Source organism: Arthrobacter sp. BI5, from assembly GCF_056680065.1.
This window is the reverse complement of the sequence record NZ_CM155264.1, coordinates 2,044,359-2,065,425: the sequence shown is the minus strand read 5'-3', so window position 1 is coordinate 2,065,425 and position 21,067 is coordinate 2,044,359. Positions and strand designations below refer to the sequence as shown.

Below are 21,067 nucleotides of genomic sequence, written 5' to 3'. Positions count from 1 at the left end.
GCCTAGTGTGCTGAGCGCTAGAGATTCTCCAGCTCGGAGCTGGGAGTCGCCTGGTCCGCAGTGGCTTCGGTCTCGGCGGCAACCTTGGCGGCGCGCTTCTCCCGCCGGCGGTCGTTGAGCAGGCAGAGACCGATCGCGGTGAAGAACAGGATCAGCATGGGCACGGCAAGGTAGAACATGCTCATCGCATCGGCGCCCGGGGCGGCCATGGCCGCGAAGAGGCAGACCAGGAACACGGTGATTCGCCAGCTCCTGAGCAGCTGCCGGCCCTTGACCAGCCCGGCCAGGTTCAGCCCGAACAGGACCACCGGGAGCAGGAAGGCGATTCCGAAGGCGAGCAGCAGGCGCAGTACAAAGGACAGGTAGACCTGGGCGCTGATGAAGTTGGAGCCGCCGGAGGGGGTGAACTCGGTGAGCACCCGCACCGCGTTGGGCAGCACCAGCCAGGCCAGCAGCACGCCGCCGACAAACAGGGGCACGGCCGCGGCCACGAACGACAGCGCCAGCCGCCGTTCCTTCTTGTGCAGTCCGGGCACGATGAAAGCCCAGAGCTGGTAAAGCCAGACGGGGCTGGCGACGATCAGGCCCAGGAACACGGAGACCTGGATCATCAGGTCGAACGAACTCGCGACGCCGTCGAAGTTCAGTGACGCCTGCCGGCCCTCGTGCTCGTTCAGGTCGCGGATCGGCTTGATCAGCGCCGCGAGCATCGGCTGGTATACGAGGAAGCCGACGACGGTCCCCAGCACGACGGCGATCGCCGACTTGAAGAGCCGGTTCCGCAGCTCTTTGAGGTGATCGAGAAGGGCCATCCGGCCCTCGGGGTTCGATCGGCGGCTCATGGTTACTGCCATGTGGTTCTAGGCGCGGTTCGGCGGCGGAACGTCGGTTCCCTCGCCCGGGCGGCTCTCGGTGCCGGTGGACCGGGGGTGGTTCACGACTTTGCCTTCAACGGCGTCGGAGTCGGCCTGCGCCTCGGGCGTGCCGTCCTTCTTCATTTCGCGGACCTCGGATTTGAAGATCCGCATCGACTGGCCCAGGCTGCGGGCCATGCCCGGCAGCTTAGGTGCTGCGAAAAGCACCAGTGCCAGGACGATGATGATGATGAGATGCCAGCCTTCAAGCCTCATGCCGGGTGGTCCTTTCGTTTGAATACATCCTATGTCTAACGGAGTTCGATGTCGCGCAGCGCCTGGGGCTGGCCACGTTCCGTTTTACGCCGGATCCGGCGCAACCGCCGAGCTTCCTGACGGGCAACTTTGGATGCATGGTAATCATGTCGCATCGACGCGGGCGGGGCAAAAACAGCCGAACCCGGAACCGCGGACGGTCCGGATCCTTCCCCCGCGTCGTCGCCGTCCGAGCCTACGACGCCGACATGAACAGCGGCTGAACCGGAGGTAAGCGGCGGGGACCCGACGGCCGAGAAGCGCTCCCCCGCCTCGCCGAGCTCCTTGACCGTGGCCATGAACTGCCGGTACAGCCGCACGCCGAGCACGCCGAAGAACAACAGGGACAGCGCAACGAGCGCTATCCAGATTACGATCCAGGACCACCAAGGCATGCTGATCAGTCTAGCTGGCGTGCCGGGTGGTCCTCGTACCGGGCCAGGGCGGCGTCAAGCCAGTCCCTGGTGGCAGCCGCGAGCCCGGGCGGCTGCAGGATGCGGACGGCCCCGCCGTGCTGGGCGACGAACATCGGCAGCCAGCCGGCGCTGCCGAAACGGATTTCCGCGAGGATGTGGCCGTCGGGAAGCGCCGCCGTCCGCTCGGCGTAGTAGTCGTCAGCGAGCCCGGCGCCCTGCCTGGTCAGTTCGACGACCACCACGGCGTCGTCGTCGTTGGGGGTGAAAAGCTTGACCGGGAAACCTTCGGCAGGGGCGGCGGTCGAGGACACCAGGTGTCCGTTGGGCTGCAGGCTCTGGATGCGGTCCAGCCGGAAATTGCGCAGGCCCTGTGCGGAGTGGCAGTACGCCTCGAGGTACCAGGTGCTGTCCAGCGAGTAGAGCCGTTGCGGGTCGATGTCGCGTTCGGTGACGGCGTCCCGCTGCGGCGAGAGATAGCTCAGCCGCAACTGCGCGCCGGCGGTGATTGCCTGGCGTGCGGTCTCGAGTGTGCCTGAGTCCTCCGGCGCCACCTCCGGGCCGGACAAGGCAGCGGCCTTGAGGCCCTCCTCGCCGGCGGCGGCCATGAGCTTCAGGGTGACGGACTCCAGGGTGCCGCCTTCGGCGAGTCCGGGCAGGCCGTTGAGGGCCTCCAGCCCGGTGAGCAGGGCGCACGCCTCGTCGACGCTGAACCGGACCGGGCGTTTCAGGTCGAGGTCCTCGAAGATGTAGACGTGGTCGTCGTCCCACCGGATGTCCAGCAGATCGTCCGGGTAGCCCTCGGGCAGGCCGGAGCAGATCAGGATGCGCAGGTCGTCTTCGAGTTCCTTGCGGGTGATGCCGAACCGCGCAGCGACCTCGCTGATATGCAGGCCCTGGTTGTGCACCAGGAACGGGACCAGCTGCAGCATCCGTTTGAGCTGGTCTTCGGAGGTGCGTTTCCGCGGACGCTTGGCCGGCCCCGCGCTGGGGAACTCGACCGGCGGCACCGGTGCCGCGGCGAAGGCGGCTGCGGCCGCCAGCCGCCTCCGGACGGCGGCGTGCAGCCCGGAGGGTGCGACGACGACGGCTTTAGCGCCGTAGGAGGCCAGCTCCTCGGCCAGGGTCTCCGCGTCGCGGTAGGGCACGCTGAGCCGGTCGAAGCCGGCGCACGCCGGTGCTGCTGCGGCCGCTGTGGTGCCGTCGCCGCCGTTGGCCGCGGCGCCGGGCGTCCCGCCGTCGTCGTCCCCGCGCCCGTCGTCCCCGGTGTAGGGCTCGGCACGCTTGCGCAGGCCCAGCAGCGCACCGTGGGCGACGTCGATGATCGCGTGCCGGACCGGCAGTTCGGGCAGCGCGGCGAGCTGCTCACGTACATTGAAGGACGACGGCGGGGTGAAAGTCTCCTGGTCCAGCACGGTGACGGCGGAGGTGAACCGGGACAGCCGGAAGAACCGCTTGTCACTGCGGGCGCGGTCGTGGCCGACGAGGTACCACTGCCCGAAGCGGCTGCCCAGCCCCCAGGGTTCGACCGTCCGCGTCTGCTCCTGGCCGGTGCTGCCGGCCAGGTAGCTGAAGCTGACCGGGTGTTGGGCGTGGATGGCGGAGACGAGATCCTCGAAGGCCTGACCGGCCGGCCGGATGCGCGGCTGGACGCCCGCGGGGAGCTCCGCGTCCTGCAGGCCGCCGGCGGCCTGCAGCTTGCGGACGGCGTCACGGGCGGCGGACCCGAGGGCGGCCCGTTCCCAGAGCTGCGCCGCGAGGATCAGGACGGTGCACTCGGCCGGGGTGAGGCTGACGTCCGGGAGCCGGTTGGATTCCTTGCCGATCCGGTACCTGGTGGTGGCCGGATCGTCGGAGCCCCAGCCCTTGTCCGTGACGGTCTCCACGTCGAAGCCGAAGCGGCGGAGCTCACCCTTGTCCCGCTCGAACATGCGGCCGAAGGCTGCCTCTGAGCTGGTGGTGTCATGGTAAACGTTGTGGCGCAGTTCGCTGCGGCGCAGACCGTACTTGGTGTTGAGCAGCGCGATGAGCAGGTTCAGGAGTCGTTCAGTACGTGAGGCGGACACTCCGCAAGGGTACTAAAGTCCCCGCCGCCAAAACGGAGAAAGCGCGGTAACAGCCGGAAGAACTTTCCGATTGTTACCGCGCTTTCGACTGCTATGCAGGGAGCAGGTGGGTGGGTGGGCCCACGCCGGCGAGGGCCCCGGCCCGAGCTTGCGAGGGCAGGGAGCCGGTGGGGACTAGCGGACGGCGACGAGGTCGACGACGAAGATCAGGGCCTCGTTGGGGCCGATCGCTCCGCCGGCGCCGCGGGCGCCGTAGGCCATCTCGGAGGGGATCTCCAGCCGGCGGCGGCCGCCGACCTTCATGCCCAGCAGACCCTGGTCCCAGCCCTGGATAACCTGGCCGACGCCGACCCGGAAGTCCAGGGGTGCGCCCCGGCCCCAGGAGGCGTCGAACTCTTCGCCGGTGGACCAGGCCACGCCGACGTAGTGGGTGGAGACGGTGTCGCCGGCCTTGGCCTCGGCGCCGTCGCCCTCGATCAGGTCGGTGATGACGAGTTCGGTGGGTACGTCGCCCTCGGGGAAGTCAATTTCCGGCTTCTGGCGGTCGAGGTTGCGCTGTCCAAATGACATGGTTGCTCCTTCTTGGGTGGCTTGCTGAAACTGCAGGTGGTTACTTGACGCCGAGGATGTCGACGACGAAGACGAGGTCGCCCTTGGCATCGCCCTGGCCCTTGTCGCCATAGGCGAGGTCCTTGGGGATGACCAGGAGGACGCGGGAGCCGACGGTCTTACCGGCGAGGCCCTGGGTCCAGCCCTTGATCACGCCGTTGAGCGGGAACGTGGCCTTCTTGCCGCTGTCGAAGCTGGAATCGAAGACCTTGCCGCCGGCCAGCGTGACGCCGACATAGTTGACGGTGACGGTGTCGGTTTCCTTGACCGCCTGGCCCTTGCCCTTGATCAGGTCCTGGGAGATGAGTGCCTTGGGCGCGGCGACGCCCTTGACCGAGATGACCGGAACGCCCTTGTCGTTTTCGGTCACGGTGGGCAGGCCGGCCGGCGGGGTCACGGCGTCGCCTTCGGGCTTGTCCAGGACCTTGGGGGCGTCCTTGGCGGCGAGGATCTTGATGACCAGCAACTGCGCGGGCTGGGCGGCGCCGCCCTCGGCGCTGGCGGCCTTGCCGGGGACGGCCAGGGCCAGCTGGGAGCCCACCTTGGCGCCGACGAAGGCGTTGTAGATGACGGCGCTGCCGGTCTTGAGCTCATCGTTCAGTTCAAGCTTCTCGGGGTCCTTCGCGAAGGTGTCTTCGAGGGTGGAGCCGTCCTTGCCGTTGAAGGCGACGATGGAGATGTCCGCGACCTGGTTGGCTTTGACGCGGTCGCCGTTGCCTTCCGTGACGACCTTGATGGTGGGGTCTTTGACCTCAAGCGGCTTGGTGAACTCAACGCCGGGCGCCTTCTTGTCGCCGTTCTCGGTCAGTTTCAGGGAGTCCAGCTTCGCGGTCTCACCGGCGGACTGGCTGGTGGGCTCCGGGGCGGCAGGCTCGCCGCCACCACAAGCGGTGAGCAGCAGCAGTCCAGGGAGGAGAATTGCTAATAGTCGGCGCACGTAAGAACTTTCGTCGGGGCAGGATGGACGCTTCGCCGGACGGTAGCCAGCGGCAAAGCACGCGGTGGCCGTGAAAGGGCACCTCTCCCAGAATAACGCGGAAAGCTGGGTATCAGCCCATAGAGTCCAGCAGGGCGTCCACCCGGTCGTCCACACTCCGGAAGGGATCCTTGCACAGGATGGTCTGGTGCGCGCGGTCGTTGAGCTTCAGATGCACCCAGTCAACGGTGTAGTCCCGGCCCAGTTCCTGGGCCCGCCGGACAAAGTCGCCGCGCAGTTTGGCCCGGGTGGTCTGCGGCGGGGCGTCGACGGCGTCCTTGACGGCGGTGTCGTCGACGACGCGCCGGGCCGCCCCGCGGGACTGCAGCAGGTAGAAGAGGCCGCGGCTGCGTGAAATGTCGTGGTAGGTGAGGTCCAGCTGGGCGATCCGCGGGGCATCCAGTTCCAGGCCGTGCCGCGCACGGTAGTTGTCCATCAGCTTCTTCTTGATGGCCCAGTCCACCTCGGTGTCGATGGTGGCGGTGTTGCCGCTTTCAATCGCGTCCAGGGTGCGTTCCCAGAGGTCCAGGATGAGCGGCACGTGCGCGTTGTGGGCTCCGCGGTCGGCTACGAATTCGGTGACCTTGTTCAGGTACTCGCGCTGGATCTCCAGGGCGGTGAGCTGCCGGCCGTTGGCGAGGCGCACCAGCGCGCGGCCGCTGAGGTCGTGGGAGATCTCGCGGATGCTGCGGATCGGGTTTTCCATCCGCATGTCGCGCATGATCACACCGGCCTCGATCATCCGCAGGATCAGGTCCACCGTCCCGATCTTGAGCAGCGCCGTGGTCTCGGACATGTTCGAGTCCCCGACGATCACGTGCAGGCGGCGGTAGAACTCGGCGTCGGCGTGCGGCTCGTCGCGGGTGTTGATGATGGGCCGGGACCGGGTCGTGGCGGAGGAGACTCCCTCCCAGATATGGTCCGCGCGCTGGGAGAACGCGAAGGTGGCACCGTGCGGGGTCTTCAGGATCTTTCCCGCCCCGGCGATCAACTGGCGGGTCACCAGGAACGGGATCAGGATTTCAGCCAGCCGGGAGAACTCCCCGCGGCGGGGTATCAGGTAGTTCTCGTGGCTGCCGTAGGAGTTGCCCGCCGAGTCGGTGTTGTTCTTGAACAGGTACACGGTGCCGTTGAAGCCTTCGGCCGCGAGGCGTTCCTGCGCCTCGTCCACGAGGTCGTCCAGGATGAGTTCACCGGCCCGGTCGTGGGCGATCAGCTGCGCGAGGTCATCGCACTCGGCGGTGGCGTACTCGGGGTGCGAACCGACGTCGAGGTAGAGCCGGGATCCGTTGGTGAGAAACACGTTGGAGGACCTCCCCCAGCTGACCACCTTGCGGAAGAGGTAGCGGGCCACCTCCTCCGGCGCCAGCGGGCGGGATTCCGGGCTGGAATAGGAGATTCCGAACTCGGTTTCGATTCCGAAGATGCGCTTGTCCATGTCAGTTCTCCTCAGCCAGCAGTGCCTCGACGTCGGCGTCGTCGAGGCGGCGGAAAGCGCGGCGGGTGCCGCGGCTGCTTTCGGAGCCGCGGTCCAGCACGGCGACCTCCACGGCCGACGCCGGCAGCGCGGCGGCTTCCTTGTCCGCTATCAGTCCGGCCAGGGCCAGCCGGATGGCCCCGGCGAAGTCGAGTTCGCCGCGCCAGCCTGCCGCGACCGCTTCGGACACCCTGTCCGCCTGGCCGCCCATCACGATGAACCCGTGCTCGTCGGCGATCGACCCGTCGAAGGTCAGCCGGTACAGGTGGTCCGATTCCTGGCCGGGCCCCACTTCGGCCACCGCCAGCTCCACTTCGAAGGGTTTCTGCTCGGCCGTGAACACCGCACCGAGGCTTTGCGCGTAGACGCTGGCCAGCCCGCGGGCCGTGACGTCCTCGCGGTCGTAGGAGTAGCCGCGGACGTCGGCGTACCGCACCCCGGCCTGGCGCAGGCTCTCGAACTCGTTGTATTTGCCGACCGCGGCGAAGGCGATCTTGTCGTAAATCTCGCCGATCTTGTGCAGCGACGGCGACGGGTTCTCCGCCACCAGCGCAATACCGTCCCGGCAGCTGATGACCACCACAGAACGCCCCCGCGCGATGCCTTTCCGGGCGAAGTCCGCCCGGTCCTTCATCAGCTGTTCCGGGGAGACATAGAACTGCTGGGTCATCTCAGGCCTCCCGCTGGGCCACGGCCCGGGACTCGATGATGGCGCCGGCAACCGCGGCGAGTTCGCGCTCCGGGACCCGGATGGCACCGGAGCGGCTCACGGTGTAGACCACCGGCCACAGCTGCCGGACCGGGTCCGGTCCGCCCGTGGCGGAGTCGTCGTCGGCCGCGTCATAGAGCGCTTCCACGGCCACCTGGACGGCGTCCGCCTCGGAGAGGTTGGGCCGCCAGAGCTTCTTCAGCGCGCCGCGGGCAAACATGGACCCCGAACCCACGGTGTGGTGTTCCTGCTCCTCGTAGCGGCCGCCGGTCACATCGTAGGAGAACAGCCGGCCGACGCCGGCGGGCCGGTCGAATCCGGCGAACAGCGGGATGACCGCGAGGCCCTGCATTGCCATCGGCAGGTTTCCGCGGATCATGGCGCCGAGCCGGTTGGCCTTGCCGTCCAGGCTCAGCTGGGTGCCTTCGATTTTTTCGTAGTGCTCGAGTTCCACCTGGAACAGCCGGGTGATGTCCAGCGCGATGCCTGCGGTTCCGGCAATGCCGAGGACGGAGTACTGGTCAGCGGGAAACACCTTCTCGATGTGCCGGCTGGCGATCACGTTGCCCATGGTCGCGCGGCGGTCCCCCGCCATCAGCACTCCCCCGGCGTAGGTCATAGCCACGATGGTGGTCGCGTGCGGGGTCTGGAGCGGCGCGGCGGGGCCGGAGGGCAAGCCGTGCGGGAGGGCGTTGTACGGCAGCAGTTCGGGCCGTGAACGCTGCAGGTGCTCGGTGAATGAGGACGTCGCGTTCGCTGCTACCTGGTTGGCTGATGATTCCTGCACTGGTGCACTCCCTCAACGTAGTGGATCAACGACTTCCGGTATTCAGCCCTGTATATGCGCAGTTCCGGTCCTCCCTCGCTGGCGGCCGCGCCCGGGCGGGCTACTGGCCACCCTTCTGGACGAAAGCCCGGACGAACTCCTCGGCGTTGGACTCCAGCACGCCGTCAATCTCATCGAGCAGGTCGTCCACGCCCTGGGTCGCGGCCGAGGCCTGCGCTTCGGGTGCCGCGGGAGGCGCGGGGATGTCTTCCTCGACCTCGGTGTCGCGGGACTGCGGCTGCTGCTGCTCCTGGCCTGCCATTGTTTTCTCCTTCTATCCCACTGTTTAATCGCACTGGCTGTCCCCTCCTGCACAGGACATCCTGTAAGCCATATTGCCACGCCCGGACCCCGTACGGGGGGTCTTTGGGCCTACGAACCGGGCGGCAGCCCCAGCAGCTCCGCCAGGAGCGGGCCGGCCTCCCGGTGCCGGGCGAACAGGCCCCCGGTCAGGGCCTCCGTCCCGCGCAGCGGTTCGCGGGTCGGCACCCGCTGCAGCTTGCCGCGGCCGGGCAGGTCAAAGATCACCGAATCCCAGCTCGCCCCCACAAGATCGGTGCCGAAGCGACTGACGCAGCGGCCGCGGAAGAACGCCCTGGTGTCCGACGGCGGTTCGGTGACCGCCCGGGCGATCGCTTCGTCGTCGACGATCCGCTGCATCCGGTCGCGGGCCAGCAGCCGGTGATAGAGGCCCTTCTCGGGGCGGATGTCGGCCCATTGCAGGTCCACCAGCCCCAGCCGCGCATCGGACCAGTCCAGCCCGTCGCGCTGGCGGTAGCCCTCGAGCAGGGAGAGCTTGGCCAGCCATTCCACGGTCGACGCGGCGGCCGCCCGGTCGCTGTCCAGTTCGGTCAAGGTCGCGGACCAGCGCTCCAGCACCGCATGGGTATGCCCGTCGCCGTCGACGGCGTCCGCCACGCCGGTGTCCTGCGCGAGCTTGGCGGCGGCCTCGAAGTACATCCACTGCAGGTCCAGGGCGGTGACGCGGCGCCCGTCGAGCAGCCGCAGCGTCGCGGTGAGCGAGGTGTCGTGGCTGACCGCCTGCAGGGCGGCCACCGGCTCGTGGACCTCGACGCGGGGCGCCAGGCCCGCCTCGATCAGGCTCAGGACCATGGCGGTGCTGCCGAACTTCAGGAAGTTCGCGCCCTGGCTGAGGTTCGCGTCGCCGATGATGACGTGCAACCGGCGGTACTTGTCAGCCGTGGCGTGCGGTTCGTCCCGGGTGTTGATGATGGGGCGCCGGATGGTCGTTTCGAGTCCCACCTCGGTTTCGAAGAAGTCGGCCCGCTGGCTGATCTGGTAGCCGGGCCGTGAACTGTCCTGGCCCAGGCCGACGCGGCCGGCGCCGCACATGATCTGGCGGGTGATGAAAAACGGTGTCAGCCCCCGGGCTATGTCACCGAACGGGACCGAGCGGGGCATCAGGTAGTTCTCGTGCGAGCCGTAGGAAACCGACTTGTTGTCCGTGTTGTTCTTATACAGGTTGATCGGCGGGAGGTCCGGGTCAGCGGCCAGCCGGCGGACCGCGGCCAGCGCCACGAGGTCCCCCGCGGCGTCCCAGGTCACGGCGTCGCGCGGGTTGGTCACTTCCGGGCTGGAATATTCGGGGTGCGCGTGGTCCACATAAAGCCGGGCGCCGTTGCCCAGCACCATGTTCATCAGCAGCGAGCCGGACTCGTCCTCGCCGTCGTGGTCCAGTTCGGCACGGCCGTAGGCGAGGGCGATCGCTTCCGCGTCCAGCGCCGGCGGCCGGTCGGTGAGCTGTTCCGGTTCGGCTGCGCTCCGCTCAAGGGTCCAGCCCCGGGCGTCGTGCAGCGGCTCCTCGTCGGTGTAGTCCCACCGGGTCTCGGCGCCTCCGGCGGCGCGCTGCCGCGTCACCTGGGCGTACGCCTGGATCACCCGGGCCGACATCATGGTGGCGTTCGCTCCCGGGGCGGAGGGCGCGTGGATGCCGTATTCGGTCTCCGAGCCCATCACCCGCATGGCGCCGCCGACGGGCAGGCCTCCGGACACCGCTGCGGGCCCCCCGGTCACAGGTACTGGCCCGTGCTGGGCATCGTCTCGATGGACTTCCCGGGTTCCTGGCCGGCCTTGCCTTGGACGATGGTGCGGATGTAAGTGATGCGTTCGCCCTTCTTGCCCGAAATCCGGGCCCAGTCGTCCGGGTTGGTGGTGTTGGGCATGTCCTCGTGCTCCCGGAACTCGTCGATCACGGCCCGGAGCAGGTGGTCGATGCGCAGGCCCTTCTGCCCGCTGGTAAGGAGGTCCTTGATGGCGGACTTCTTGGCGCGGTCCACCACGTTCTGCACCACGGCGCCGGAGTTGAAGTCCTTGAAGTAGAGCATCTCGGTGTCGCCGTTGGCGTAGGTGACCTCAAGGTACTCGTTGGACTTCTCGGTGGAGTACATGGCTTCCACGGTGCGCTGGATCATGGCGTCCACCGTCGCCTGGATGTCGCCGTTGTGCTCGGCCAGGTCCTGCTCGTGGAAGGGCAGGTCCGTGGTGATGTACTTGTTGAAGATGTCCGCCGCGGCTTCAGCGTCGGGGCGCTGGATTTTAACCTTCACGTCCAGCCGGCCCGGCCGCAGGATGGCCGGATCGATCATGTCCTCACGGTTGGAGGCGCCGATCACGATCACGTTGTCCAGCCGCTCCACACCGTCGATCTCGCTGAGCAGCTGCGGCACGATGGTGGTCTCGACGTCGGAGGAGATGCCGGTGCCGCGGGTGCGGAACAGCGAGTCCATCTCGTCGAAGAACACCACCACCGGGCTGCCCTCGGAGGCCTTTTCACGGGCCCGGGCGAAGATCAGCCGGATGTGCCGTTCGGTTTCCCCCACATATTTGTCCAGGAGCTCGGGCCCCTTGATGTTCAGGAAGTAGCTCTTCATGTCCGTCTTGCCGGCGCGCTCGGCAGCCCGCGCCGCAAGCGAGTTGGCCACCGCCTTGGCGATGAGCGTCTTGCCGCAGCCCGGCGGGCCGTAAAGCAGGATGCCCTTGGGCGCCTTGAGACCGTGTTCCCGGTACAGGTCCGGGTGCAGGAACGGCAGTTCGACGGCGTCACGGATCTGCTCGATTTGCGGTCCCAGGCCGCCGATGTCCTGGTAGGTGATGTCCGGGACTTCTTCGAGGACAAGGTTCTCGACTTCGGACCGCGGGATCTTCTCCAGCGCGTAGCCCGTGCGGCTATCGATCGAGAGCGCGTCCCCTACCCGCAGTTTCTGCGCCAGGAGTGCGCCGGAGAGCCGGATGACCCGCTCCTCATCGGCGCGGCCCACCACCAGGGCGCGGTCGGATCCCAGCATTTCCTTGAGCGTGACCAGGTCGCCGGCGCGTTCGTAGCCGAGGCCGGCCACCACCAGCAGGGCCTCGTTGAGCAGGACTTCCTGCCCGACGGCGAGCTGGTTGATGTTCACCAGCGGGCTGATGCCCACCCGCATTTTGCGTCCGGCGTTGAAGATGTCCACGGACTCTTCGGTGGCGGCCTGGCCGCTGCTGCCCGGTTCCGGGTGGCGCTTCGGGTTCAGCTGCAGGATGGTGCCGAAGCTGTACGGCGGCTGGCCTTCCTGGTCCAGGGCGTTTTTCAGCCGCAGGATCTCGGCCTTGGCCGTTTCCAGCATGCCGACCAGCTTCGAGTTGTTCTGCGTGGCCGCGGCCAGCTGGCGGTCGATATGGCGGAGCTTGTCGCGCAGGATATTCACCTGGCGCTCGGCGACGGACAACTCATTGGCGGCGTAGCCGTCGACGTCAGCTGCCCCCGCGCGTTCCGCCCGTGCGGCAGCGGCAGCCGCCTGGGCCTCGTCCTCCGCCGGCGTCCGGCCGTGGTCGGTGTTCGGAGTCTCCATCATGCATCAGCCCCTTCAGTACTTCTGTTAAGACCATAGCCCCAAGTCGGCGGGTGCTGCCGAAGACTTCCGAAATACGGACTAGTTCGTAACCTCGGGGTCGTCCCTGACGTTGGTTCCGGCGATCGCGTCGCGGGCGGCCCGGCGCAGCTTCTTGTCCGAGACCGCCCGCTCCCCGACGGCGCCGGGGGTCCAGGCGTTGACGTCTTCGGCGTCGAATTCGGTCTTGGACGGCCGGCGCTTCACGGAGATGCCGGTCACGCCGTCGGCCAGCCGGCGGGTGACCAGCAGGAATCCGGTGTGCGCAACCATCCGGTGGTCCGGGCGGACGGCGAGCCCCTCGAGGTGCCAGCCGCGGACCATGGATTCCCACGCGTCCGGTTCGGTAAAGCGGCCGTCGGCGCGGATGGCCTCCGCGGTGCGGGACAGCTGGGTGACGGTCGCGACGTAGTTGATCCACACGCCGCCCGGGGCCAGCACGGTTGCGACGGCGTCGAGGCATTCCCAGGGCGCGAGCATGTCCAGGACCACCCGGTCCACGGAGCCGGGAGCCTCGGTGCGCACGACCTCGTCCTGGAAATCGCCCAGGCTGATCTGCCACGCCGGGTGCGGGCCGCCGAAGATCGTCTCGACGTTGCCGCGGGCGATGTCGGCGAATTCCTCCCGCCGTTCGAACGAGTGCAGGTAGCCGTTGTCCCCCACGGCGCGCAGCAGCGAAATGGACAACGCACCGGAACCGACGCCGGCTTCGACCACCCGGGCGCCCGGGAAGATGTCCGCCATGGTGACGATCTGGCCGGCGTCCTTGGGGTACACCACGGCGGCGCCGCGCGGCATCGAGAGCACGAAGTCGGAGAGCAGCGGGCGCAGGGTCTGGTACTGCTGGCCGACGTTGTTGACCACCACGGAGCCGTCCGGCTTGCCGATGATTTCGTCGTGGTTGAGGAAACCGCGGTGCGTGTGGAACGCCCCGCCGGCCTCAAGGCTGATGGTGTTCATCCGGCCGCGTTCGTCCGTGAGCTGCACCCGCTCGCCTTCACGGAACGGCCCGCGGCGCCGGTTCGCGCCGGTTGGCGCGTTGGCTGGCGCAGCGCCTGCTGCCGGGCCTGTGGCAGTGGCTGGCGCCGGGGTGCTGTTCGCGGCTGTGCTCGCCGCGGCTGTGCTGGCCCCGTTGGGGGTGCCGCTTGCGGCAGTGTCGCTGCTCATGAGATGTTTCCTCGCTCCTGTAAAGCTTTGGTGGCCGCGGATGTGGCGGCTGGCACCGGCCCGCGTCGTTGGGCCGGGAAATTCACGACCGGCAGGTAACTCTACCGGTTCTAGTCCTGATCACGGCCCTCGCCGCCGGCCTGTGAACCGGCGGCCTGTGAACCGGCGGCCTGTGAACCGGCGGCACTTGGCGGCTGCTTGCCGGTCAAGGCGTTGAGGACGGTCAGCTGGCGCAGCAGGCCCGTGACGGTTCCGCCGTCGTTGACCACCGCGTAGTCCGATCCTTCGAGCTGGGCGAGGTAGGCAAGCAGTTCGGCGCCGCGGTCGGCTTCCTTGACGTAGGCGCCCGCGGCCAGCGGATAGGACACAGCGGTCGCCGGGGTGGCGGCGGCCAGTGCGGCGGGAACGTCCGCCGCGGCGGCTTCGTCGACGACGGCGGACGGCCGTTGATCCGGGCCGTAGAGTACGACGGCGGGAACCCCGCGCGGCGAGTGCCGCAGCACGTCCAGGACGGTGGCGGTGTCCGGCAGGCCCACCGCCGGCTCGGCGAGGGCGGCGGCGTCTACCAGGTGCAGCCGGCTCCGGTAGCGGGCCTGCTGGATCGAGGCGCTGGCACCCATCCAGAGGAAGCTGCCCACCAGGAGGGTGATCAGCATCAGCGAGGTGTCCGGCCGGTTGCCGCTGAGCAGGGGCAGGACCACGAACCAGACGGCGAGGGCGATCACGATGATCCTGCCGGCCCAGCCTGCCGCGATGGTGCCCTTCTCGTGACTGCCGGTGGCCTTCCAAACCGCGGATTCCACCAGCCGGCCGCCGTCCAGCGGCAGCCCGGGCAGCACGTTGAAGATGCCGATCAGCAGGTTGGCCCAGACGAAGATGTTTGCCAGGGTGTCCGCCACACCCTCCAGTTGCCCGCCGGAGACCAGCAGCCAGCCGCCCGCCGCGAGGATCAGGTTGGCGGCGGGACCGGCCATGGCAACCAGTACGGACCGGCCCGGCGAGGCGGTGAACTCTTCGAACTGGGTGTGGCCGCCCCACAGGTTAAGGACGATCTTCTGGGTGGGCCAGTGGTAGAGCCGGGCGGTGAGCGCGTGGGCAAGTTCATGGACCAGGACGGAGATCAGCAGCAGCACCGAATAAGCGAACGCCACGAGGTAGGCGGTGGCGCCCAGCCGGGGGTCGTTGTGTGCCAGCACCGGGCCGTAGGCAATCACTGTGAAGGCCGCGATGGCGAACCATGAGTAGGCCAGCACCACGGGGATTCCGCCGATCCGGCCCAGAGGAATCCCGCCGCGAAGCGAAAAGGGACGTTCCTCCGGCTGCTGCTTCGGCCGCGGCGCCGAGGGTTCAGTCAAGGCCCCGCCCTCCGGTGCCGGCGGCCTGTGCCAGGCCTGCGCCGGCAGCTTGATGCCGGAGCGCGATGAGTTCTTCAAGATCCGCGACGGTGCGCCCGGCCAGGGTCTCCCAGGTCGCTCGCCGCGGATCGTCCGGCAGCGGGACGATGTGCGGGATGGCGACGGTGAGGATGCCGGAGGCCACGGCCGCGGCAACCCCGGGGGCGGAGTCTTCCAGTGCCACACAGTGCCGGTGGTCCAGGTCGGGGTCCTCCTGTTGCAGGAGTTCCACGGCCTTCAGGTAGGCCTCGGGGTGCGGCTTGCCCTGCGTGACCGTGTCCCCGGTCACCAGGAACTCGAAATAGGGTTTGGGCAGGCTGGCAACGATCTCCCGGGCCAGGGGCGCCTCGGACATGGTGACCAGGGCGCAGCGGACGCCTGCCGTATGCAGCTCGTCCAACAGCTCGCGTGCGCCGGGACGCCACGGCACGGACTCCCGGACCAGGCTGACGACATGCCCGGTGAGGGTGTCAATGATGTCGCGCACTTCCAGGGCCACGCCGGCGTCCTGCAGGATGCCGGCCGAGTAGACCAGCGACTGGCCCACGAGTTGCATGGCCTTCTCATGCGACCACTGTCCGCCGTGCGCGGCCACGAGGGCGTGTTCGGCTTCAATCCAGTACCGTTCGGTGTCCACGATGGTGCCGTCCATGTCCCATAACGCGGCTTTGAGCAGGGGCTGGGAGGCTGTGGATCGCATGTCCCTCAGTCTACGGTGCGGGCCCGGCGCGGCATCCAACGCTACGCCGATGGCGAATTTCGGGGTACTCGGGACGGGTGCCTTCCTGCGCGCGCCCGGGACTTGGACGTAGGGTGAACACATGAATAGCTTCGAGCCAGACACCACGGAAACGGGCGTCACGCCCGAGCCGGAGCGGCTGCTGCAGCCCGTGCCCGAGGGCCAGCGCATCACCGTAATGCTTGCGGCCTTCGAAGGCTGGAACGACGCCGGCGAAGCCGCGAGCGATGCGCTGCGCTACCTGAACAAGCTTTGGGGCGGCAAGAAGGTGGGCTCAATTGACGCTGACGAGTACTACGACTTCCAGTTCACCCGCCCCACGATCCGCCGCACCGCATCCGGTGAACGGAAGATCAAGTGGCCGTCCACCCGGATTTTCAAGGCCAGCGTGCCCGGTTCCAACGTGGATGTCATCTTTGTCCAGGGCACCGAGCCGTCCTACAAGTGGCGCGCCTACACGGCCGAACTGCTGGTGCACGCCGAAGCGTTGAAGGTGGACTACGTGATCCTGGTCGGGGCGTTGCTGGCGGATGTGCCGCACAGCCGCCCCATCCCGGTCAGCGCCTCGACTGACGACGCAGCGCTGCGGGAGCGGATGGACCTGGAGGCATCCCAGTACGAGGGCCCCGTGGGGATTGTCGGGGTCCTCGCGGAGGTGGCCCTGCTGGCCGGGCTGCCCACGGTCTCGCTCTGGGCCGCCGTCCCGCACTACGTGGCCCAGGCGCCCTCGCCCAAGGCCCAGCTGGCCCTGCTGAACCGGATCGAAGAGCTCCTGCAGGTCCCGTTGGACACGCAGGAACTGGTGGAGGACGCGGACGCGTGGGAACGCGGTGTGGACGAACTCGCCACCGAGGACCCGGAGATCGCCGCCTACGTCCGCCAGCTCGAGGAAGCCAAGGACACCGCGGACCTGCCCGAGGCCAGCGGCGAGTCGATCGCCCGCGAGTTTGAGCGCTACCTTAAGCGCCGCGGCAAGGACAAACCCTAGGGCTGCCGCCCGGGGAGGCGCATGCTGCCCGGCGCGACGCAAAAGCGCTGGCGACACCGGAAATCCGGGTGTCGCCAGCGCTTTTTCGTGTCGCCCGTCTGCTGGCGGGCCGCCGGGCTGTGACTAGAGTTCGACGCCGAGCAGCGCGTCGACGGCGTCGCTCACCAGTGCCGCGTCGGCCGCCGAAGCGGTACTCGCTGCTGGGCCGTCCGCCAGCGCTGCCGCGGCCCAGGCGTCTACGGCTGCGAGGGCGCGCGGGGCGTTGAGGTCGTCCGAAAGCGCAGCCCGCAGTTCTGCGACGAGCGGTCCGGCCGAGCCTACCGGGGCGGCCTGGAGGGCGGCCCGCCAGGTGCGGAGCCGGTCTTTAGCCTCGGCGAAGCCCTCCTCGGTCCAGGACCAGTCGCTGCGGTAGTGGTGGGCCAGGATTGCCAGCCGGATCGCGCCGGGTTCTTCGCCGGCGGCACGGAGCTTGGAGACGAGGACGAGGTTGCCCTTGGACTTGCTCATCTTTTCGCCCTCAAGGCCCACCATGCCGGCGTGCGCGAAATGCTTGGCCAGCGGAACGCCGGTCAGCGAGTACGCGTGCCCTGCACCCATCTCGTGGTGCGGGAAGACCAGGTCCGACCCGCCGCCCTGCACGGTAAACGGTGCGGGCAGGTATTTTTGCGCGATCACGGTGCATTCGATGTGCCAGCCGGGGCGCCCCTCCCCCAGTTCCCCGCCGGGCCAGCTGGGCTCGCCCTCCCGGGCCACCCGCCAGAGCAGCGGGTCCAGGGCCTGGCGCTTCCCGGCCCGGCCGGGGTCGCCGCCGCGCTCGGCAAACAGTTCCAGCATTTCGGCATCCGAGAGCCCGGAGATGGAACCCAGCGTCCAGGCGTCCCGCGCCTCGGCGGAATGCTTTCCGGCCGCCTCGACGTCGTAGTAGACATCGCCGTCGGGTTCGCCAGCGGTGCCGGACACCCGGTAGGCCAGCCCCCGCTTCAGGAGGGATTCGATCGCCGGCACAATCAGCGGCACGGCCTCGACGGCGCCCACGTAGTTGTCCGGGGCCAGCACGTTGAGCGCTTCCATGTCGGTCTGGAACAGCTCGATCTGGCTCGCGGCGAGTTCACGCCAGTCCACGCCGGTCGCCGTCGCACGCTCCAGCAGGGGATCATCGACGTCGGTCACGTTCTGCACGTAGGCGACCCGCTGGCGCCCGTCGCGCCAGGCCCGGTTGAGCAGGTCAAAGGCGACGTAGCTGGCCGCGTGGCCCATGTGCGTGGCGTCGTACGGAGTGATGCCGCATACGTACATGGACTGCTCCCCCGTCGCTTCGAGGGTGACGAGGCCGCCCTTGGCGGTGTCAAAAAGGCGAAGCGCGGGCATGCTGCCCGGGAGCTGGGGAACAGGGCGGGAGATCCAGGATTTCACAACCCAAGCCTAGTGCTAGGCGCTGATGACATTGAAACCGAGCAGCAGGTACAGCGCCAGGCCCAGGAAGATGCGGTACCAGACGAAGAGCCGGTAGCTGCGGGTGGAGACGTACTTGAGGAACCAGCCGATGATGAGGTAGCCCACCACGAAGGCAATGGCGGTGGCCAGGCCGGTCTCGGGCAGGCCGTAGGGTCCGGTGATCCCGTCCTTGGAGACCACCTTGTAGAGCTGGTACAGGCCACTGCCGAACACGGCAGGGATCGCGAGCAGGAACGAGTAGCGGGCGGCGGCCTCGCGGGTGTATCCCATCAGCAGGCCGGCGGTGATGGTGCCGCCCGAGCGGGACACCCCGGGGATAAGGGCCATCGCCTGGGCGAGCCCGTAGAGGATGCCGTGCTTGTAGCTGAGTTTGGTCAGGTCACGTTCCTGGCGGCCGACGGCGTCGGCGACGGCGAGGATCATGCCGAAGACGATCAGGGTGGTGGCGACGATCCACAGGCTGCGGAGGACCGACTCGATCTGATCCTGGAAAAGCAGGCCCAGGACGATGATCGGCAGGCTGCCCAGAATCACGAGCCAGCCCATCCGTGCGTCCGGATCCTGCCGGGACACCTTGCCGGTCAGCGAGCCGAACCAGGCCCGGACGATCCGCACGATGTCGCGCCAGAAGTAGACAATCACCGCAGTTTCCGTACCCAGCTGGGTGATGGCGGTGAAGGCGGCCCCGGGGTCGGCTGCGTTCGGCAGGAACGCCCCCACGATCCGCAGATGGGCGCTAGAGGAAATCGGGAGGAATTCTGTCAGTCCCTGCACAAGGCCCAGAAAGGCCGCTTCTAACCAGTTCACGTTTATAGACCCTACGTTATGGAGGTTCCGAAGCATCGTAAGCTTGCAGGCATGCATCAGCGTTATGTCGGCAACAGTGGGTTGCGTGTCTCGTCCCTTTCCCTTGGCACCATGTCGTGGGCCGGTGAGACCGATGAACAGGATGCCGCCGGGCTGCTCCGGGCTTTTGTCGACGGGGGCGGCACGCTGATTGATACCGCGGCGTCCTACGCCGGCGGCGGGGCCGAGGTCATGCTCGGCGGAATGCTCGGCGACGTCGTCGCCCGCTCCGAAGTGGTGATCTCCACGAAGGCCGGCCTGACGACGTCGGGCGGGCGGCGCAGCGTCGACACCTCCCGCAACGGGATGCTCTCCGGCCTGGACGCCAGCCTGGCCCGGCTCGGCACCGACTACGTGGACCTCTGGTTCGCCCAGGCCTGGGATCCGAACGTGCCGCTGGAAGAAACTCTCTCCGCCCTGGACTTCGCTGTCCGCTCCGGCCGGGCGCGCTACGCCGGAGTCTCCAACTTCAACGGCTGGCAGACGGCCAAGGCCGCCGCCGTGGCGGGCTTCCCGCTGGTGGCCTGCCAGGCCGAGTACTCCTTGCTGCAGCGCAAGGCCGAGGACGAGCTGATCCCGGCCATCGAAGATGCGGGGCTGGGCCTGATGGCGTGGGGCCCGCTGGGACGCGGCGTCCTGACGGGCAAGTACCGGGGCCATATTCCGGCCGATTCCCGGGCCGCGCAGCAAAAACTGGCCGGCTACGTGGAGCCCTATCTCGAAGGGGCCGCCTCCAGCGTGGTAGAGGCGGTGGCGATGGCGGCCAAGGGACTGGGACGCACCGCGCTGGACGTCTCGCTGAGCTGGCTGCTGTCCCAGCACGGGGTCGCTACAGCCGTGGTGGGCGCCCGGACGCCGGTCCAGTTGAAGGAAATCATGGACGCGGTGCTGGCGCCGCTGCCGCCCGAAATCGCCACCGCACTGGAGGATGTCTCGAGCCCGTCCTGATCGGGGCCAATCTTTCTGCCGTTTCCGGGCGGACTCCCGGGTAGCGGTCCTAATCTGGGGCAATGAACCTGCAGAACCTTGCGATCACAACCGGCGTCGTGCCCGTGGTCCTCTACCTTCTGGCGGCGGCGGCCCTGGCCTGGCTGGTCTGGGGCCGCCGACGGCATCTGAGGAGACGGGTTCCGGCCGCGGCCGTGGCCGCAGTGGTTCTCAGCGGCCTCGCCTGGCTGTTAACCGAGCGGGTGTGGAACCTCTGGGGCGCGCCCTTGCCGAAACGTGTCTACGTCTACGCCGGCCTCGGCATCCTGGCATTGCTCCTGGTGGTGCCGAAGATCCAGGACCTGCGCCGGCTGACGGCGCGCGTCGCCGTGCTGCCCGCAGCGCTCGTCGTCGTCCTGGCCTCAGGGTCGCTGATTAACCAGAACTTCGAGTACTACCCCACCCTGGGTTCCGTTTTCGGGGATACGGGCGTCAAGATTGAAACCCTGGACCAGTTCAAGAGCCAGGAAAGGGGGGACCCGCAGCCGCGCCAGGGACAACCACCGACCACGCTGTCGAACTGGACGGCGCCGGCGGGCATGCCGGGTTCGGGGACCGTGGTCCGAGCGTTGATCCCGGCGCCGCTCTCCCACCAGGTGTCCTCCGCAGCCTTTGTGTATCTCCCCCCGGCATACCTGGCCACCCCCCGGGCCGACCTGCCGGTCCTGGTCCTCATCCACGGCGTCCCGGGTGAACCCTCCAACTGGCTGCGCAACGGCCGGATCGCCCAGTTCATGGACGATTATGCGTCCTCGCACAAGGGGCTGGCGCCGATCGTGGTGATGCCCGACGCCGGCGGGAAGGGAGCCAATTACCCGCCGCTGTGCCTGAACAGCAAGCAGGGGCAGGCCGGAACGTACCTGAGCCAGGACGTGCCGAACTGGGTCAAGGCGACGTTCGGGGCCGGCCGGCACTCCAGCAGCCAGTGGGCGGTAGGGGGGTTCTCGTACGGCGGGACCTGCGCGATGCAGCTGGCCATCAACTACCCGGGGGTGTACCCCACCTTCATCGACAGTTCCGGCGAAAACCAGCCGACCATCAGGCAGGGACACCAGGTGCTCCTGCAGGAATACTTTGGCGGCAGCGTCGCCGAATTCAAGAAGCAGAACGCGCTCGACGTCATCAAGACCCGCGCGTATCCGGGCACCGCCGGGATCATCTCCGTCGGCGCCGCGGATCCTTTCTACCGGCCCCAGGGCGTTCAGGTCTACCAGGCCATGAGGAGCGCAGGCATCAACGTCCAGTTCCAGGAAGCACCCGGCGGACATGCCTGGACAGCCTGGAAATACGGCGTCGAGAAGAACATGGACTGGCTGATGGGCCGTCTGGGCGTCACCGGCTAAACTGCCGCCGCGGGACCGC

Annotated in this window: 20 protein-coding genes; 3 read left to right on the top strand and 17 right to left on the bottom strand. The window is 68.1% G+C overall.

Features of this window, described 5'->3' with window-relative positions; all coding sequences use genetic code 11:
* Positions 1-17: 17 nt before the first annotated feature.
* The 15 genes from tatC to AC1MED_RS09300 all read right to left on the bottom strand — a co-directional run bounded on the left by tatC (position 18) and on the right by AC1MED_RS09300 (position 15,390).
* The gene (tatC, locus tag AC1MED_RS09370) at positions 18-812 is read right to left on the bottom strand and encodes a twin-arginine translocase subunit TatC (RefSeq protein WP_346958333.1); all 795 of its coding nucleotides are present in this window, start codon (positions 810-812) and stop codon (positions 18-20) included.
* A 48-nt stretch (positions 813-860) separates the two neighbouring features.
* Positions 861-1,130 carry a Sec-independent protein translocase subunit TatA gene (gene tatA, locus AC1MED_RS09365; RefSeq protein ID WP_346958073.1) on the bottom strand — a complete coding sequence of 90 codons (270 nt, stop codon included), beginning with the start codon at positions 1,128-1,130 and terminating at the stop codon, positions 861-863.
* A gap of 35 nt (positions 1,131-1,165) precedes the next feature.
* Positions 1,166-1,564 (bottom strand): hypothetical protein, encoded by a 399-nt coding sequence (locus AC1MED_RS09360; protein ID WP_479783079.1) that lies wholly within the window; start codon positions 1,562-1,564, stop codon positions 1,166-1,168.
* A 5-nt stretch (positions 1,565-1,569) separates the two neighbouring features.
* Entirely contained in the window at positions 1,570-3,648 is a 2,079-nt protein-coding gene (locus AC1MED_RS09355; RefSeq protein WP_479783078.1) for a helix-turn-helix transcriptional regulator, read from the bottom strand.
* 174 nt (positions 3,649-3,822) lie between these two features.
* Positions 3,823-4,218: an FKBP-type peptidyl-prolyl cis-trans isomerase gene (locus AC1MED_RS09350; protein ID WP_175323652.1), complete on the bottom strand. Its 396-nt coding sequence runs from the start codon at positions 4,216-4,218 to the stop codon at positions 3,823-3,825.
* A 40-nt stretch (positions 4,219-4,258) separates the two neighbouring features.
* Positions 4,259-5,194, bottom strand: coding sequence for an FKBP-type peptidyl-prolyl cis-trans isomerase (locus tag AC1MED_RS09345; RefSeq protein WP_346958076.1), 936 nt, complete (start codon positions 5,192-5,194; stop codon positions 4,259-4,261).
* Positions 5,195-5,306: 112 nt separating this feature from the next.
* Positions 5,307-6,671, bottom strand: a complete 1,365-nt coding sequence (gene pafA, locus AC1MED_RS09340) for a Pup--protein ligase (RefSeq protein WP_479783076.1) — start codon at positions 6,669-6,671, stop codon at positions 5,307-5,309.
* 1 nt (position 6,672) lies between these two features.
* A complete protein-coding gene (gene prcA / locus AC1MED_RS09335) occupies positions 6,673-7,380 on the bottom strand; it encodes a proteasome subunit alpha (RefSeq protein WP_479783075.1) in 708 nt (235 codons plus the stop codon).
* 1 nt (position 7,381) lies between these two features.
* The gene (prcB, locus tag AC1MED_RS09330) at positions 7,382-8,206 is read right to left on the bottom strand and encodes a proteasome subunit beta (protein ID WP_479783074.1); all 825 of its coding nucleotides are present in this window, start codon (positions 8,204-8,206) and stop codon (positions 7,382-7,384) included.
* Between the two features lie 100 nt (positions 8,207-8,306).
* Complete coding sequence (locus AC1MED_RS09325; protein WP_146337557.1) at positions 8,307-8,507, bottom strand: ubiquitin-like protein Pup; 201 nt, start codon at positions 8,505-8,507, stop codon at positions 8,307-8,309.
* A 110-nt stretch (positions 8,508-8,617) separates the two neighbouring features.
* Positions 8,618-10,228 (bottom strand): depupylase/deamidase Dop, encoded by a 1,611-nt coding sequence (gene dop / locus AC1MED_RS09320; RefSeq protein ID WP_479786638.1) that lies wholly within the window; start codon positions 10,226-10,228, stop codon positions 8,618-8,620.
* A gap of 47 nt (positions 10,229-10,275) precedes the next feature.
* The gene (arc, locus tag AC1MED_RS09315) at positions 10,276-12,090 is read right to left on the bottom strand and encodes a proteasome ATPase (RefSeq protein WP_346958335.1); all 1,815 of its coding nucleotides are present in this window, start codon (positions 12,088-12,090) and stop codon (positions 10,276-10,278) included.
* Between the two features lie 81 nt (positions 12,091-12,171).
* Positions 12,172-13,296 carry a tRNA (adenine-N1)-methyltransferase gene (locus tag AC1MED_RS09310; protein ID WP_479783073.1) on the bottom strand — a complete coding sequence of 375 codons (1,125 nt, stop codon included), beginning with the start codon at positions 13,294-13,296 and terminating at the stop codon, positions 12,172-12,174.
* A gap of 110 nt (positions 13,297-13,406) precedes the next feature.
* A complete protein-coding gene (locus tag AC1MED_RS09305) occupies positions 13,407-14,651 on the bottom strand; it encodes a site-2 protease family protein (protein WP_479783072.1) in 1,245 nt (414 codons plus the stop codon).
* A complete protein-coding gene (locus AC1MED_RS09300) occupies positions 14,644-15,390 on the bottom strand; it encodes an HAD family hydrolase (protein ID WP_479783071.1) in 747 nt (248 codons plus the stop codon). Before AC1MED_RS09300 ends, AC1MED_RS09305 begins: the two co-directional genes overlap by 8 nt.
* 121 nt (positions 15,391-15,511) lie before the next feature.
* Here AC1MED_RS09300 and AC1MED_RS09295 point away from each other — a divergent pair, with 121 nt between their 5' ends.
* Positions 15,512-16,417, top strand: a complete 906-nt coding sequence (locus tag AC1MED_RS09295) for a PAC2 family protein (protein ID WP_346958083.1) — start codon at positions 15,512-15,514, stop codon at positions 16,415-16,417.
* Between the two features lie 123 nt (positions 16,418-16,540).
* On the opposite strand, the gene mshC is transcribed toward AC1MED_RS09295, so the two are convergent.
* Positions 16,541-17,830 (bottom strand): cysteine--1-D-myo-inosityl 2-amino-2-deoxy-alpha-D-glucopyranoside ligase, encoded by a 1,290-nt coding sequence (mshC, locus tag AC1MED_RS09290; protein WP_479783070.1) that lies wholly within the window; start codon positions 17,828-17,830, stop codon positions 16,541-16,543.
* 15 nt (positions 17,831-17,845) lie between these two features.
* Positions 17,846-18,679 (bottom strand): undecaprenyl-diphosphate phosphatase, encoded by an 834-nt coding sequence (locus AC1MED_RS09285; RefSeq protein WP_346958085.1) that lies wholly within the window; start codon positions 18,677-18,679, stop codon positions 17,846-17,848.
* A 51-nt stretch (positions 18,680-18,730) separates the two neighbouring features.
* On the opposite strand from AC1MED_RS09285, the gene AC1MED_RS09280 reads away from it, so the two are divergent.
* Both AC1MED_RS09280 and AC1MED_RS09275 read left to right on the top strand, forming a co-directional pair.
* Positions 18,731-19,666, top strand: coding sequence for an aldo/keto reductase (locus tag AC1MED_RS09280; protein WP_479783069.1), 936 nt, complete (start codon positions 18,731-18,733; stop codon positions 19,664-19,666).
* Positions 19,667-19,728: 62 nt separating this feature from the next.
* The gene (locus AC1MED_RS09275) at positions 19,729-21,048 is read left to right on the top strand and encodes an alpha/beta hydrolase (RefSeq protein WP_479783068.1); all 1,320 of its coding nucleotides are present in this window, start codon (positions 19,729-19,731) and stop codon (positions 21,046-21,048) included.
* Positions 21,049-21,067: the final 19 nt, after the last annotated feature.

Bases quoted from the DNA above. Each gene is read 5' to 3' on its own strand.
- AC1MED_RS09280 (WP_479783069.1), top strand. From the start codon at position 18,731: ATGCATCAGCGTTATGTCGGCAACAGTGGGTTGCGTGTCTCGTCCCTT.
- AC1MED_RS09275 (WP_479783068.1), top strand. From the start codon at position 19,729: ATGAACCTGCAGAACCTTGCGATCACAACCGGCGTCGTGCCCGTGGTC.
- AC1MED_RS09310 (WP_479783073.1), bottom strand. From the start codon at position 13,296: ATGAGCAGCGACACTGCCGCAAGCGGCACCCCCAACGGGGCCAGCACA.
- AC1MED_RS09300 (WP_479783071.1), bottom strand. From the start codon at position 15,390: ATGCGATCCACAGCCTCCCAGCCCCTGCTCAAAGCCGCGTTATGGGAC.
- pafA (WP_479783076.1), bottom strand. From the start codon at position 6,671: ATGGACAAGCGCATCTTCGGAATCGAAACCGAGTTCGGAATCTCCTAT.
- dop (WP_479786638.1), bottom strand. From the start codon at position 10,228: ATGCGGGTGATGGGCTCGGAGACCGAATACGGCATCCACGCGCCCTCC.
- AC1MED_RS09295 (WP_346958083.1), top strand. From the start codon at position 15,512: ATGAATAGCTTCGAGCCAGACACCACGGAAACGGGCGTCACGCCCGAG.
- arc (WP_346958335.1), bottom strand. From the start codon at position 12,090: ATGGAGACTCCGAACACCGACCACGGCCGGACGCCGGCGGAGGACGAG.
- AC1MED_RS09350 (WP_175323652.1), bottom strand. From the start codon at position 4,218: ATGTCATTTGGACAGCGCAACCTCGACCGCCAGAAGCCGGAAATTGAC.
- AC1MED_RS09360 (WP_479783079.1), bottom strand. From the start codon at position 1,564: ATGCCTTGGTGGTCCTGGATCGTAATCTGGATAGCGCTCGTTGCGCTG.
- tatC (WP_346958333.1), bottom strand. From the start codon at position 812: ATGGCCCTTCTCGATCACCTCAAAGAGCTGCGGAACCGGCTCTTCAAG.
- AC1MED_RS09325 (WP_146337557.1), bottom strand. From the start codon at position 8,507: ATGGCAGGCCAGGAGCAGCAGCAGCCGCAGTCCCGCGACACCGAGGTC.
- prcA (WP_479783075.1), bottom strand. From the start codon at position 7,380: ATGACCCAGCAGTTCTATGTCTCCCCGGAACAGCTGATGAAGGACCGG.
- tatA (WP_346958073.1), bottom strand. From the start codon at position 1,130: ATGAGGCTTGAAGGCTGGCATCTCATCATCATCATCGTCCTGGCACTG.